At 69.5% G+C, this 13,793-nt stretch carries 15 protein-coding genes; 11 read left to right on the top strand and 4 right to left on the bottom strand.

Features of this window, described 5'->3' with window-relative positions; genetic code table 11:
- Positions 1 to 2 precede the first annotated feature (2 nt).
- From ED92_RS25075 to ED92_RS25065, 3 genes are all read left to right on the top strand, one after another.
- On the top strand, positions 3 to 206 hold the full coding sequence (locus ED92_RS25075) for a hypothetical protein (protein WP_037342388.1): 204 nt from the start codon (positions 3 to 5) through the stop codon (positions 204 to 206).
- A gap of 432 nt (positions 207 to 638) precedes the next feature.
- Positions 639 to 1,901 carry a sensor domain-containing protein gene (locus ED92_RS25070; protein WP_037342387.1) on the top strand — a complete coding sequence of 421 codons (1,263 nt, stop codon included), beginning with the start codon at positions 639 to 641 and terminating at the stop codon, positions 1,899 to 1,901.
- Between the two features lie 8 nt (positions 1,902 to 1,909).
- On the top strand, positions 1,910 to 2,554 hold the full coding sequence (locus tag ED92_RS25065) for a response regulator transcription factor (protein WP_037342386.1): 645 nt from the start codon (positions 1,910 to 1,912) through the stop codon (positions 2,552 to 2,554).
- On the opposite strand, the gene ED92_RS25060 is transcribed toward ED92_RS25065, so the two are convergent.
- On the bottom strand, positions 2,551 to 3,078 hold the full coding sequence (locus ED92_RS25060) for a GNAT family N-acetyltransferase (RefSeq protein WP_037342385.1): 528 nt from the start codon (positions 3,076 to 3,078) through the stop codon (positions 2,551 to 2,553). The genes ED92_RS25065 and ED92_RS25060 overlap by 4 nt on opposite strands.
- Positions 3,079 to 3,109: 31 nt before the next feature.
- Between ED92_RS25060 and ED92_RS25055 the strand changes: the two genes are divergently transcribed.
- The 3 genes from ED92_RS25055 to ED92_RS25045 are packed head-to-tail and all read left to right on the top strand — an operon-like array spanning position 3,110 to position 4,909.
- Positions 3,110 to 3,673 (top strand): XRE family transcriptional regulator, encoded by a 564-nt coding sequence (locus ED92_RS25055; RefSeq protein ID WP_037342384.1) that lies wholly within the window; start codon positions 3,110 to 3,112, stop codon positions 3,671 to 3,673.
- Between the two features lie 10 nt (positions 3,674 to 3,683).
- A complete protein-coding gene (locus tag ED92_RS25050) occupies positions 3,684 to 4,493 on the top strand; it encodes a DUF3626 domain-containing protein (protein WP_200882743.1) in 810 nt (269 codons plus the stop codon).
- Between the two features lie 5 nt (positions 4,494 to 4,498).
- Positions 4,499 to 4,909 (top strand): secondary thiamine-phosphate synthase enzyme YjbQ, encoded by a 411-nt coding sequence (locus ED92_RS25045; protein ID WP_037342383.1) that lies wholly within the window; start codon positions 4,499 to 4,501, stop codon positions 4,907 to 4,909.
- On the opposite strand, the gene ED92_RS25040 is transcribed toward ED92_RS25045, so the two are convergent.
- On the bottom strand, positions 4,847 to 5,845 hold the full coding sequence (locus tag ED92_RS25040) for a hypothetical protein (protein ID WP_037342382.1): 999 nt from the start codon (positions 5,843 to 5,845) through the stop codon (positions 4,847 to 4,849). The genes ED92_RS25045 and ED92_RS25040 overlap by 63 nt on opposite strands.
- A gap of 127 nt (positions 5,846 to 5,972) precedes the next feature.
- Between ED92_RS25040 and ED92_RS25035 the strand changes: the two genes are divergently transcribed.
- The 4 genes from ED92_RS25035 to ED92_RS25020 all read left to right on the top strand — a co-directional run bounded on the left by ED92_RS25035 (position 5,973) and on the right by ED92_RS25020 (position 10,689).
- Complete coding sequence (locus tag ED92_RS25035; protein ID WP_016336147.1) at positions 5,973 to 6,659, top strand: HAD hydrolase-like protein; 687 nt, start codon at positions 5,973 to 5,975, stop codon at positions 6,657 to 6,659.
- A gap of 9 nt (positions 6,660 to 6,668) precedes the next feature.
- Positions 6,669 to 7,595, top strand: coding sequence for a hypothetical protein (locus ED92_RS25030; RefSeq protein ID WP_037342381.1), 927 nt, complete (start codon positions 6,669 to 6,671; stop codon positions 7,593 to 7,595).
- A complete protein-coding gene (locus ED92_RS25025) occupies positions 7,592 to 8,443 on the top strand; it encodes a hypothetical protein (protein WP_037342380.1) in 852 nt (283 codons plus the stop codon). The genes ED92_RS25030 and ED92_RS25025 overlap by 4 nt, the downstream gene beginning before the upstream one ends.
- 71 nt (positions 8,444 to 8,514) lie before the next feature.
- Entirely contained in the window at positions 8,515 to 10,689 is a 2,175-nt protein-coding gene (locus ED92_RS25020) for a bifunctional lysylphosphatidylglycerol flippase/synthetase MprF (protein WP_148311488.1), read from the top strand.
- Here the strand turns inward: ED92_RS25020 and ED92_RS25015 are convergent.
- Both ED92_RS25015 and ED92_RS25010 read right to left on the bottom strand, forming a co-directional pair.
- The gene (locus ED92_RS25015; RefSeq protein WP_037342378.1) at positions 10,626 to 11,552 is read right to left on the bottom strand and encodes a hypothetical protein; all 927 of its coding nucleotides are present in this window, start codon (positions 11,550 to 11,552) and stop codon (positions 10,626 to 10,628) included. The genes ED92_RS25020 and ED92_RS25015 overlap by 64 nt on opposite strands.
- Positions 11,552 to 13,300, bottom strand: a complete 1,749-nt coding sequence (locus ED92_RS25010) for a proline--tRNA ligase (protein WP_037342377.1) — start codon at positions 13,298 to 13,300, stop codon at positions 11,552 to 11,554. Before ED92_RS25010 ends, ED92_RS25015 begins: the two co-directional genes overlap by 1 nt.
- Positions 13,301 to 13,426: 126 nt before the next feature.
- Here ED92_RS25010 and ED92_RS25005 point away from each other — a divergent pair, with 126 nt between their 5' ends.
- Positions 13,427 to 13,783 carry a VOC family protein gene (locus ED92_RS25005; RefSeq protein WP_037342376.1) on the top strand — a complete coding sequence of 119 codons (357 nt, stop codon included), beginning with the start codon at positions 13,427 to 13,429 and terminating at the stop codon, positions 13,781 to 13,783.
- The last annotated feature ends 10 nt before the right edge of the window (positions 13,784 to 13,793 follow it).

Genomic DNA, 13,793 nt, shown 5'->3' with positions numbered 1-13,793 from the left:
ACATGGTCGGTCAGTTCGAAAGCACCAAGGACGTGGTCCAAGAGGTCACCGAGTCCGCGGCCACCCACATCGGCAACATCGCGACGATCATCACCGGCGCGATCCGGGACATCGCCCGCGAGACCGGCGACTGGCTGACGGACGTCATCGAGATGCGTGAGGCGTCCCAGCGGGCGCAGGCGGACGAGAGCCACGATTCGGGTTAGTCCTCGTTGCCCCCCTGCACCCACCGCACGTGAGGCCAGCGTGGTCCGTGAAGGACTCCTTGAGGGACTCTGGGTCCCTCAAGGAGTCCTTCACGGCTGCTCCGGAAACCCCACCGGCCACAACTTCCCGGGTACATGAAGGCCCCCTTCCTTGCGCCTGGCGCAAGGAAGGGGGCCTTCATGTACTGGGGTGGCAAGGGGCTCCAGTACCGAGTGGACGACACGCGTGCCTGAATGGACGACACGCGTGATTGGGTGGACGTCTCGCGACGGGGCCGGCCGTGTCGGTGTGTCGTCCACTCAATCACGCATGTCGTCCGTCGGATCACGCGCAATCACCGACCCGACCGAGTAGCCACTCACGACCAGCTGTACCGAAGACTAGGGAAACCTGGATGGCCACGTGGCAGATGGCCACGGCAAGCTGAAGCCGTGATCACCCGCCTCGCCCTGCTTGGACGCGTCCTCGGCGCACAGCTGAGCCGCGTGTACTGGGGCGAGCTGGCCTGGGTGATCATCGGCGCGCCGCTGACCCTGGCGTTCGTGGTGCTCGTGGTCCTCGGGCTGATCCTCGGAGCGGGTCTGAGCCTGCTGACCATCGGGGTTCCGGTGCTCATCGGCGTCCTGGCGGGCGCGAGGCTGATCGGCATCGCCCACATCGGCCTGGCACGCGCCCTGCTCGGGACGACGGTCACTCCGCCCACCCGGCCCGAACTGCGGCCAGGTCTCTGGAACGCCGTCAAAGGCAGGCTCGGGGACCCGCTCGGCTGGCGGTCGATCGCCTATCTGGTGATCCGGCTGCCGCTGTCGTTGATCGAGTTCTTCCTGGTCGCGACCCTGTTCGTGTACGCGGTGAGCACGCTGAGCTATCCGCTGTTCTGGTTCACCCTGCACGGTGACGCGATGCCGACCTTCGACCTGCGCGTCGACACGTGGCCCCTCACCCTGCCACTCGCCGCCACCGGGCTGGCCGTTCTGCTGGCGATGCCGTGGGTGGTCCGCGGGCTCACCGAATTCGACCGGCTGCTGGTGCGCGGCGTCCTCGGCGCCGAGGACCTTTCGAAGCGGGTGCGTGACCTCGAACGCAGCCGCGCGACCGCGGTCGACGACGCGACGCGGCGGCTGCGCCGGATCGAACGCGACCTGCACGACGGCGCGCAGGCGCAGCTGGTCGCGCTGGCGATGAAGCTCGGCATCGCGAAGGACGAACTGGCGGGCGACGGCGACATCGAGCAGGTCACCGCCCTGGTCACCGCCGCGCACGCCAACGCGAAACAGGCACTCGTCGAACTTCGCGACCTCGCCCGCGGCATCCATCCCGCCGCGCTCGACGCCGGCCTCGACGTCGCGCTGTCCACTTTGGCCGCGGGCTCGGGCATCGACGCGCGGATCACCGTGGACCTGCCGAGCCGGCCGTCCCCGTCGATCGAGACGATCGCCTACTTCACCGTCGCGGAACTGCTGACGAATGCCGCCAAACACACTTCCTCCGCGATCGAGGTCGACGTGGGTATCGTCGGCGAAGACCTGCGGCTCGTGGTGCGCGACGGCGGTGAAGGCGGGGCCCGGCCGGTACGCGGCGGAGGGCTCGCCGGAATCGCCGAGCGGCTCGCGACGGTGGACGGCGGGCTCGACATCGACAGCCCTCCTGGAGGGCCTACGGTGATCAGCGCGGAAATACCATTACGGAAATAGGGGGCGGCGTGCGCGTCGTGATCGCGGAGGATTCGGCCATCCTCCGGGCGGGGCTCGTCGAACTGCTGAACCTTCGGGGGCACGAGGTCGTCGCGGCCGTCGCCGACGGCGACAGCCTGTGCGCGGCGGTACGCGAACATCGGCCGGACGTGTCCATTGTGGATATCCGGATGCCGCCGACGCACACGGACGAAGGACTGCGCGCGTCCATCGCGTTGCGCGCGGAACTGCCGGGGTGCGCGATCCTGCTGTTCTCGCAGTACGTCGAGACGCAGTACGCGACGGAACTCCTCGCCGACCGCGCGGGCGGCGTCGGCTACCTGCTGAAGGACCGCGTCGCGGAGGTTTCGGACTTCCTGGACGCGCTTCGCCGGGTGGCCGAGGGCGAGACGGTGCTCGACCCGGAAGTGGTCAGCCAGCTGTTCACCGCCACCCGGAAGACGGACGCGCTCGCGGGACTGACGCCGCGGGAGCGCGAGGTGCTGGGCCTGATGGCCGAAGGCCGGTCGAATTCGGCCATCGCGGCGGCGTTGTTCCTTTCGGCGGGCTCGGTGGAGAAGTACGTGTCGAGCATCTTCGGGAAGCTGGCGCTGCCCCAGTCCGAAGGGGACAACCGGCGGGTTCTCGCCGTGCTGCGGTATCTGGAGTCCTAGGACGGCTCCACCGGAACCCCGTCCAGCTCAGGAAGGCAGAGCTGCACCCAGGCGACATCCCGCCAAGCCCCGTGCTTGTACCCGATGCGCCGGTACGTCCCCACCGGCTCGAAGCCGAGCGCGCGGTGCAGCCCGGCGCTCGCGTCGTTCGGCAGCACCATCCCCGCGCAGAAGTTCCGGAAACCGCGTGACGCCAGCTCGTCCAGCAGCGCCTGATAGAGCGCGCGCCCGCCGCCGGTCCTCCGGCGGCCGAGCTCCAGATAGATACTGACCTCGCAAGACCAGCGATACGACGGCCGGCCGCTGAAGGGGCCTCCGTAGGCGTAGCCGACGACGCGGCCTTCGTCGTCTTCGAGCACGAGCCAAGCGTGTGCTCGCTGCGCCTTGGCGATGCGTTCGGCCATCTCGTCCGGCTTGGGCGGCTCGGTTTCGAACGAGATCACCGTGTCGGTGACATACGGCGCGTAGATCTCCGCGCACGCCGTCGCGTCGGCTTCCGTCCCTTCCCTGATCATGGCGACCATAGTAACCGAGACTGCCACTATAGTGAGCAGCATGTCGGATCCCTTGTCCGCGTCGCTCGCCGCGACGCTCCAGGCCGCGAGGCTCGATCAGAACCTTTCGGCCAACGCCCTCGCCGAATCCTCGGGCGTGTCCAGGGCGATGATCGGCAAGATCGAGCGGGGCGAGGCGCAGCCGACGGCGGTCCTGCTCGGCAGGCTTTCCGCCGCGCTCGGCATGACGTTGTCCGAGCTGATCGCGCGCGCCGAACACGGCGACCGGCGGCTGGTGCGCGCCGCCGATCAGCCGACCTGGACCGACCCCGACACCGGATACGTGCGCCGCGCGGTCTCGCCTTCGCTCGGCGGGCCGCTGGAACTGGTGGAGGTCGTGCTGCCCGCGGGCGCCGAGGTCGCCTTCCCCGCTCACACCTACGTGCTGACCCATCACCAGATCTGGGTGCTCGACGGGCATCTGCGGTTCCGTGAGGGCGACGTCGAGCACGAACTCGACGCGGGCGATTGCCTGCAGCTCGGCACTCCGCAGCCCTGCGCCTACGTCAATCCGACCGGGGAACCGGTCCGATATCTGGTCGCGCTCGCCCGGCGGCACGCCTGATACTCGGACGATGCAGTCCCGGGCCCTCGCATACGTCGCGGCGAAAGCACGCGGCGGGCACGAGGCCGGGTTGCCGGTGACGCTGCACTTCCACCCCGACAGATCCACAGTGGACGGACGCCCGCTGCTCGAAGCGATGGCCGAAGACGGGTTCTACCGCAACCAGTTCGAAACGGGGACCAGCAACGGCGGGCTCACCGCGCGTCCCGGCGGAGACCGCTGGCGCTGGGAAAGCCGGATGTTCGGTGGCGCCTACGACGACGCGCCCGCGGCCGAACGGCCGAAGTACGGCGCGTTGAACTTCCGCCGCCGCCCGGCAGGCGGCGCGCCGAGATTCGGCTCCGCCCATTTCCGCATGGCCGCGCACACTCTCCGCAGGACGACGTTCTGCTATCCCGACAGCGTGCTGAATCCGGCGGATTTCGGCTGCGGCACCAGGGTTTCCGCACTGATCGAGCTGGCGGCCCGTGACGACGCCGACCTTCTCGACGACTACATCGAGGCGCACGTCCACGGTCCCGTCGACCTCGCGAAGGACGTCGAGGCCCTGGTTCTCGACCCGAGCCACCGCGGCACGGACGTCGAGAAGGCCGCTTCACGCCTCGGCTGTCCGGTCGAATGGCATCCGGGTTTCCGCCTGTCCACCGAAGAACTCCAACGGCACCCGGCGTACCGCGGCGCCGAATTCGTCGAGCTCGGCCTGGCGCTGGCCGAAGACGGTCACCTCGATCCGCGCGTCCTCGGCGAAGCCCGGCACCTCGACCCGCAAGCCCTCAAACGCGTCTGGCACTACGTCGCGCGCTTCGGGGCACTACCGTGAAGAGCATGTACTCCACGGAGATCGAGGTGCGCACCGGCAGCGTGGCCGTGGTGCACGACTTGACCAAGGACGCCGAGGCCTTCCTGCGCGACGCGGACGCCGAGGACGGGATCCTGCACGTCTTCGTCCCGCACGCGACGTCCGGGCTGGCGATCCTCGAGACCGGCGCCGGCAGCGACGAAGACCTGCTCACGGCGCTCGACGAGCTGCTCCCCCGCGACGGCCGCTGGCGGCACCAGCACGGCAGTCCCGGTCACGGCCGTGACCACGTCCTGCCCGCGCTGCTGCCGCCGTTCGCGACGATCCCCGTGATCGGCGGGGTGATGACGCTGGGCACCTGGCAGTCGGTCTGCCTAGTGGACACCAACCTCGACAACCCGGTCCGGCGCGTCCGTTTCAGCCTGCTGGAGGGCTGACCGGCCCGGCCACAGCGCGAGCACCAGTCCCACCGCGAGCAGTCCGGAGAGCACCCACACCCCAGTCGCGACGTCCGGCGCGCCGGGAACGCCCTGCAACAGGCTCCGGAGCCCTTCCGCCGAGAACCGGAACGGCGTCCAGGACCACAGCACGGCGCGGTACGCGGGGTTCAGCAGCTCCGGCACCTGACCCGCGACGGCGGGCGCGACCAGGTACAGCGGGCCGAGGATCGCCATCGCCCGCACGCCCAATAGCCTCAGCAGCCCGGTCTGCAGGGCGGCGAATCCGGTGGCGGCCAGGAAAAGGAAGCCGAGGACGTCCCAGCCGAGCGGGAGCGTGGAGTCCCACAGTTTCAGGAACCCGGCCAGCACGGCGGTGACCAGCCCACCCGCCGAAACGATCTGGGTGAGGCGCGCGGCGGCTCCCGCGTCCCGGCCGATCCGCCGTCCGGCCAGGACCAGCACGGCGCCCGCGATCAGGCAGCCGACCCATGCCAGCGCGCTCAGCGCGAGCGGGGCGACCCGGCCCGCCGCGCTCGCCGGATGCAGTGTTTCGATCTTCGGCGTCCCGCCGAGCGCCTGCGCGGCGCCGGTCAGCGCCTGCTGCGCGATCTGCGTCCCGGACGGGTTCACCGCCCCGGAGAGCACGACCGTCGACGGAAGTTCGAGAACGCCGTAGACCTCCTTGTCCTCCAGCAGTTTCCGGCCTTCCCCGGGGGTGGTCACCCGCCACGAGACCTGACCTCCGCCATGGGAGGCGATCCCGTTCGCGGCCACTTGAAGCGGCCCCGGAGGCGCTGCCACGGCGAGAGGGAGACCGTCGGGCGCGACGGTGGCCTGCGCACCGAAGGTGAGAAAGCCGAGTACGGCGGCGACCAGCGCACCGGCCACAGCGGCTAGCAAGGCGAAGGCCCCGGCGGGGCGACGGTTCGACATGACCGTCCTCCATTTATTCGTCACATGTTGAATTAGCTGCCAAGGTAGGCCTCGGCCGCAAAGAAGTCAACAGACGTTGAATAAGCTCACCGGTACCGTCGATCGCGTGACTACTCCGCATCGGCTCGTGCTGTGGGACATCGACCAGACCCTCGTGGACCTGCGCGGCGTGGGCGCCGCCTGGTACACGACCGCGCTCGCCGAGGTCGCCGGCGTCGAACTGCGGGCCTTGCCGAATTTCGGCGGCCGCACCGAACGCGCCATCAGCGCGGACATCCTGACCTCGCACGGCGTCGAGCCCACCGAGGAGAACGTGCGCAAACTGTGGCTCGCGCTGATCGCGGTCTCCGAAAGCCACGCCCCGACCCTGTCTTCGAGCGGCAGGGCGCTCCCTGGCGCCAAAGACGCGCTGAACGCCTTCGCCACGCACGGCGGCATCGTCCAGACACTGGTCACCGGGAATCTGCCGGAGATCTCGGTGCACAAGCTGACCGCGTTCGATCTGCACGAGCACGTCGACTTCGAGATCGGCGGCTACGGCTCGCTCTCGGCGCACCGGCCCGATCTGGTGCCCGCCGCCGTCGGCCACGCTTCGGCGAAGCACGGCACCGAGTTCGCGCCCGAGTCGGTCGTCGTCATCGGCGACACCCCGGACGACGTCCGTGCCGCGCTCGACAACGGCGCCGTCGCGGTGGCCGTGGCGACCGGGCAGTTCAGCGCGGAGGAACTGGCCGACGCGGGCGCGCACACCGTGCTCGGCGACCTGTCCGACCTGGTAGCGGTACGTGCGGCCGTGCTCGGGGGCGCCAACTAAGCTCGGTCCATGGCATACCCAGGCGGCGGCAACGGCTGGCCGGAGCAGCAACCGCAGCAGCCCTATCCGCAGTACCCCCAGCAGCAGGGATATCCGCAGGATCCCCAGCAGCAGTACCAGGGTTACCAGCAGCAGGGCTTCCCGCAGTTCCCGCAGCAGTCGTACCAGGGTTTCGCGCCCGAGCCGCCGAAGGGCGGCAAGAAGGCCTTGTGGATCGGCCTCGGCGCGCTCGTCCTGGTCATCGCCGTCGGTGCCACGCTCTTCTTCGTCCTGCGCGACGGCGACGAGCCGCAGCCCCAGGCGGCACCGCCGTCCTCCTCCGCGCCCGCGCCGCCGTCGTCCTCGGCGACGAAACCGCCGTCTTCGAGCAGCGGCGCACCGAAGGACAACAAAGTGCCCTCGACGACGCCCGGCTGGCAGGGGATCCTGTCGGTCAAGGACAAAACCGCCTACGACCTGCCCTCGTCGGGCTGGGAGACCGAGCCGGGCCAGATCGTCGGCTACAACGAGGGCGAATTCAAGATGGTCATCCACGAGGCGTCGACGTACAAACTCGGCGCCTGCCCGGAGGTCCGCGGTTCGAACCGCGGTGTCGTCGGCTTCGCCACCGCGGACCAGATCCCGGTCGAGAACGCCGCCCGTGGCGCCGTCCGGCTCTGGACCCAGGCCGCCACCGGCAAGCCCGACGTCCCCTTGCCCGACATCACGCAGGTGGCGATCGCGGGCGGCTCGATCCAGGCGGTCAGCTCGACCGGCACCTTCACCCCGGCCGAAACCGAGGAATGCCGCGCCCCGAGCGTGAAGGTCACCTCCGCCGCGTTCAAATCCGGCGACCAGACCATCTGCTTCGTCATGGCCATGGACCAGGGCACCCCGGACGCGCTGACCGAGGCGGACGCCCAGAAGATCCTCGCGAGTCTGAGGCCTCAGCAATGACCGGCCCCGGTGGGCGCATCGACGAACCTCGGCAGTGGTTCGTCGATCCGCTCACCGGGCAACCGCTCGAAACCGAGGCCGAACGGACGAGTCCGCTCCCGGTCATCCGGGACACCGTTTCTTCCCGCCGTCGCCTGCGCCTCAGGCCGACACTGGGGATCCTCGGGCTGATCCTCGTCCTCGCCGTCGGCACGACGGCCACCTATCAGGCCAAGACCGCGCCCCCGCCGCCGTCCGCCCACGATCTCGTCCTGCCCGATCCGGTGCCCGCCACCCGCGTCGAGCCCGTGATCGCGGGCTGGCAGCCGGTGCTGTCCGACGATCACCCGCTCGTCTACGACGTCCCGCCGGACTGGAAACTCGAAGAGCCCGACGTCGCCATCGGCTACGAGACCCCGTCCGGTGACCTCGTCACCCTGCAGGGTGTCGCGCGGTACCGGCGTGCCTTCTGCCCTGGCTCCGATCTCTCGGCCCGCGCGATGGCGGGGTTCACCACCATCGACGAGGGCGAGGTCGGCGGACTCGCCCAGGCGGCCGAGGAAACGACGATCCGCTGGGCCGAAGCGGCATACGGACACGGCCCGAAGACGGAGATCGGCAAGGCCGGATCGGTGCCCGTCCTGGACGGCGGGACGACCGCGACCGCCGTGACCACCACCGTCGTCCCCGCCCCGGACGGACCGTGCCCGGCGCCTTCCGTCTCGATCACCGCGATCGCCCTCCCGCTGCGCGCGCTGCCCGGATCCGGCCGCTACCACGTCCTCCTGGTACTGGCGGACCAGGGGATCCCCGGTGCGATAGCCGGCGGCGTCGTCCTCAAGATGGGTGAGAGCATCCGTCGCGAGTAGCACTCCCCTAAGGGAAATATGGGTCCCGTGCCGGATGTGTCCGGGCACCTCCCGCCCCTAATTTGAGTTCCATGCCAAAAGGGGGAAGCGGGACGGCCGCGCCGGGCCGGACGCACAAGATCGCCACGGTGCTGAGGCACCGGCTGCCTTTCACCAGCCTCGTCACGCTGACCATGCTCGCGCTCGCCTTGGCCACGGGCGCGCTCTGGTCGGCCGCCGAGGACCGCGCGGTGTACCCGTACATCGCGTATGGGCTGCCGTCGCTCGAAGCAGGCCGGTGGTGGACCTTGTTCACCGGACCGCTGTTCGCGGTCGTCCCGCTGTACTACCTGCCGATGGTGCTCAGCTTCGCGTTGTTCGCCGGATTCGCCGAATGGCGCCTCGGCACGCGCCGGGCGATGGCCGTCGCCATCGGCGGCCAGTTCGTCAGCGTGCTGGTCGCGGTCCAGTTCCTGGCACTGAGCCGCAATTCCGGCTGGGAATGGGCGGAACGCGTCGCGGGCAGCCTCGACGTCGGATTCTCCGGCGGCGCGCTCGCCGCGGTCGCGGTCGCCAGCGCCACCCTGCGCCCGCCGTGGCGTTTGCGCCTGCGCGCCGGGCTCTGTGTCTACGCCGGGGTCGCCATCATCTTCGTCGGCACACTCGCCGATCTCGTGCACTTCTTCGCCCTCGTCCTCGCGCTGCCGTTCGGGCGGAAGTTCGTCGGTGCCAAGGAATCCTCGCGCGAACGGCGACCGAGCCTGCGCGAGTGGCGGTTCTACGTGATGGCCGGCCTGCTGGTGCTGACGGTCGCCGAACTGGTGATGTCCTTCGTGCCGGGCAACGGTCCCTTCGGCTCCTCCGAAGAGCTTTCGCTGTCCACCTGGGAAGTCGTCGTCCTGTGCCTGATCGTGGTGCCGATCATGAACGGCCTGCGCAAGGGCAGCCAGGTCGCCTGGTGGTGCGCGATGATCCTGACCTCGTTCGTCATCCTGCAGGTGATGGTCTACGGCGGGGTGCTCACGCTCGCGGAGATCTTCGGCGAGGACGCCGACCTGATGGATCCGCCGCTGTTCTTCGTGGACAACCTGCTGTGGACGGTCGAATTCGCGCTGCTGGTCTCCTCGCGCGGCGCTTTCCGCGTGCCGTCGCGGCGGAAGCGCCGCCGTCTCGGCCGGATGGGCAACCCCGCGCTGGCGCGCACCCTGCTCAGCCGTCACGGCGGAAGCACGCTTTCGTGGATGACGACCTGGCCGCAGAACTCGTATTTCGTCGCCGCGGACGGCAAGTCCTATCTCGCCTACCGGCGCCACGCCGGGGTGGCCATCGCCCTCGGCGACCCGATCGCCCCGGACGGTGCCGCCGACCGGACGATCGCCGAGTTCATCACGATGTGCGAGAACACCGGCCTCGTCCCGTGTCTGTTCTCCGCCACCGGCGACACCATCGCCAAAACCGGGGAGCTCGGCTGGAAGCAGGTCCAGGTCGCCGAGGACACCCTGATCGAACTGGACACGCTGGAATTCCGCGGCAAGCGCTGGCAGGACGTGCGGACCGCGCTCAACCGCGCCAAGAAGGACGGCATCGAGTTCCGGCTCGTCCGGCTCGCCGACCAGCCGCGCGCGGTGATCTCGCAGGTCCGCGCGATCTCCGAGGAGTGGATCGGCGACAAGGGCATGCCGGAAATGGGCTTCACCCTCGGCGGGGTCGACGAGGCGATGGATCCCGAGACGCGTGTGGGGCTCGCGGTCGACGCCGACGGCGTGGTGCACGGCGTGACGTCGTGGCTGCCGGTGTACACCGGCGCGGGCGCGATCGGCGGCTGGACGCTCGACGTCATGCGCAAACGCGCCGACGGGTTCCGTCCGTCGATGGAGTTCTTGATCGCGTCGTCTTGCCTGGCCTTCCGCGAAGAAGGCGCGAAGTTCGTTTCGCTGTCCGGCGCTCCCCTGGCGAGCTCCGGCGAACCCGCGCACGCCGTCGAGCGGGTGCTCGACGCGCTCGGCACGATGATGGAGCCGTTCTACGGTTTCCGTTCGCTGCACGCGTTCAAGGCGAAGTTCCAGCCGCGTCACGTGCCGCTGTACCTCGCGTTCCGCGACGAGGCGGATCTGCCACGGATCGGGATCGCGCTCGGCCGGGCCTACCTGCCGAACACCGGGCTGCTGCGGCTGGCGAAGCTCGCGCGGTCGGGCAAGAAGCCTCAGCGCAGGGTCGAAGGCGGCGGCGTGATGGTCTTGCGGTCGGCCTCCGGGACACCGCGGTAGGTCTTGAGGATCTTCAGGATCAGCTCGCGATCCGCTCCGCCTGGCGCGTCCTGGCCCGAATAGACGGCCAGGGCCGCCGAGGCTTCGCCCAGCTGGGGCGCGATCACGCCGACCAAGGCGCGGTGGGCGCCGCACGCTCCCGGCGGGGTGACGACCTCCGCGAGGACGATGCTCGCGGGGACCTTCTTGCCGGTACCGAGCGTGAACTCGGTGGTCTGGGGCGGTTCCGCGGTGATCTTGGCCGTCAGCGGGCCGTCTTCGGGGTTGTAGGCGCTGACGGCGAGGTCGTCGACCGCCTTCTTCGCCGCGGCGCCGGGGTCGGCGAGCTTGATGTTCGCCACCCCGCTTCCGCCGAGCCTGCTTCGCTTCTCCTGCGGGCAATAGCCTTCCCCGACGAAGGCGCTGGCGACCATGGTGATGCCCGGGACCTGGGTGCCCTTCTCCCAGCCGTGGATCGTGCCGGGTTTCGGCGTCCAGTTCGGCGGGACGTCGTAGGCGTAGACGCCGTCCTTCCCGGCCACCGACTGCCAGCCTTCGGTCACCGGCGGCGCGATGACCTGAGGCGAAGGCGTGTAGACGATCGGAGCCCTGGGCGTGGGCGCGCTGCTCTCCGACGACCTGTCGCCGTTGTTCGCGAGCGCGGCGACCGCGATGACGCCAAGCGTCGCGAAGAAGCCGTACATGGCCCTACGTCCGCTCCGCGACATCGGCTGCTTCGCGGATTTCTCCGGCTCTGGCTCAGGGGCCGGGGTCTCGGAGGCGGGCGTGTAGCCGGACGAGTCCGAGGGCTGATAGCCCCCGAACCCGTCCAGCGCCGCGTTGTCCTCGTAGCCCGGGGAATCCCCGCGCTTCTTGCCGAACATTACGAACGGACGAGCTTGACCAGATGCTCCACGACCGCGTCGACGGCGATCTCCTCGCGGTCGCCGGTGCGGCGGTCCTTGACCTCGACGACACCGTTCGCCAGGCCGCGCCCGACGACGAGGATCGTCGGCACACCGACGAGTTCGGCGTCCGCGAACTTCACGCCAGGGGTGGCCTTGCGGTCGTCGAGGACGACCTCGATCCCGGCGGCGTCCAGTTCGGCGGCGAGCTTCTCGGCGCCCGCGGCGACCGTCTCGTCCTTGCCCGCGATGACGACGTGCACGTCGAACGGCGAGACCTCGCGCGGCCAGACGATGCCGAGGTCGTCGTGGTTCTGCTCGGCGAGCACGCCGACCAGCCGCGAGACGCCGACACCGTACGAACCCATGGTGATGCGGATGGGCTTGGAGTCCGGGCCCAGCGCGTCGAGTTCGAACGCGTCCGCGTACTTGCGGCCCAGCTGGAAGATGTGCCCGATCTCGATACCGCGCGCGGCGACCAGGGTGCCCTTGCCGTCGGGCGACGCGTCACCCTCGCGGACCTCGGCGGCCTCGATCGTGCCGTCACCGGTGAAGTCGCGGCCCGCGACCAGGTCGACCACGTGGTGGTCGCGCTCGTCGGCGCCGGTGACCCAGGCGGTGCCGTCGACGACGCGCGGGTCGAGCAGGTAGCGGACGCCGTTGTCCTTCAGCGCCTTCGGGCCGATGTAGCCCTTGACGAGGAAGGGGTTCTTCGCGAAGTCGGCCTCTTCGAGCAGTTCGAACTCGGCGGGCTCGAGCGACGCTTCGAGACGCTTCGGGTCGACCTCGCGGTCGCCGGGGAGGCCGATGGCCAGCAGCTCCCACTCCTTCGCGCCCGGCTGGCGGGTCTTCACCAGGACGTTCTTGAGTGTGTCCGCGGCGGTGAAGGTGCGGCCGAGATCGGCGTTGTTCAGGAAGTTCACCAGCGACTCGATGGTCGGGGTGTCCGGCGTGTGGTGGACCTTCGCCTCGGGCAGGCCCTCGATCGGCTTCGCCTCGGGAGCGGGCGTGGTGACCGCTTCGACGTTGGCCGCGTAACCCGATTCGGTGCTGCGGACGTAGGTGTCCTCACCCGTCTCGGCGACGGCGAGGAACTCCTCGGAGGCCGAACCGCCCATCGCGCCGGAGGTCGCCTTCACGACGACGTACTCGATGCCGAGGCGGTCGAACAGCTTGGTGTAGGCCTGGCGGTGCAGCTCGTACGACTTGCTCAGGCCCTCGTCGTCGAGGTCGAAGGAGTAGGAGTCCTTCATGACGAACTCGCGGCCGCGCAGGATTCCGGCTCGGGGACGCGCCTCGTCGCGGTACTTCGTCTGGATTTGGTACAGGACGACCGGGTAGTCCTTGTACGAGCTGTATTCACCCTTCACGGTGAGCGCGAAGAGCTCTTCGTGCGTCGGGCCGAGGAGGTAATCGGCGCCCTTGCGGTCCTTGAGGCGGAACAGCGCGTCGCCGTACTCGGTCCAACGGCCGGTGGCCTCGTAAGGCTCCTTCGGCAGCAGCGCGGGGAACTGGATCTCCTGCGCGCCGATCGCGTTCATCTCTTCGCGGACGACGTTCTCGATCCGGCGCAGCACCCGCAGGCCCAGCGGCAGCCAGGAATAGCCACCCGGGGCCACCCGGCGGACGTAGCCGGCGCGTACCAGGAGCCGGTGGCTCGGTACCTCGGCGTCCGCCGGATCCTCACGCAGGGTGCGAAGGAACAACGACGACATCCTGGTGATCACTTCTGGGCTCCTCGCTGGAATTACGTGCTTAGACGTTCTGCGCAGCGTAGTCACCCCGCCCCGGGCCGGTTCAACCGGTTATCGCGGGCGCCCGGTTTTGTCGGTGGGCGCCGCTAGCGTGCCGCCATGGGTATCGAACTGGGCATGATCACGATCGACTGCGCGGATCCGCGCGGGCTCGCGGCGTTCTGGACGAAGGCGCTGGAGGTCGAGGTGGATCAGGACCACGGCGGCGAGTTCCTGATCCTGCACGCCAAGAAGGAGAACGGGCCGGTGTTCGCCTTCCAGCGCGTGCCGGAGGAGCGGGTGAGCAAGAACCGGGTCCACGTGGACTTCGGGACCGAAGACATGGAGAAGGAGGTGGAGCGTCTGATCGGACTGGGCGCGAAGAAGCTGGACGAGCACGAGATGCCGGGTTTCGCCTGGACGGTGCTGGCCGATCCCGTCGGCAACGAATTCTGCGTCGCGACCCACGAGGGCTGACGCCGGTCAC

Source organism: Amycolatopsis sp. MJM2582, assembly GCF_000754115.1.
GTDB classification, from domain to species: Bacteria; Actinomycetota; Actinomycetes; order Mycobacteriales; family Pseudonocardiaceae; genus Amycolatopsis; species Amycolatopsis japonica.
This window is presented reverse-complemented; position numbering and strand designations above follow the sequence as displayed.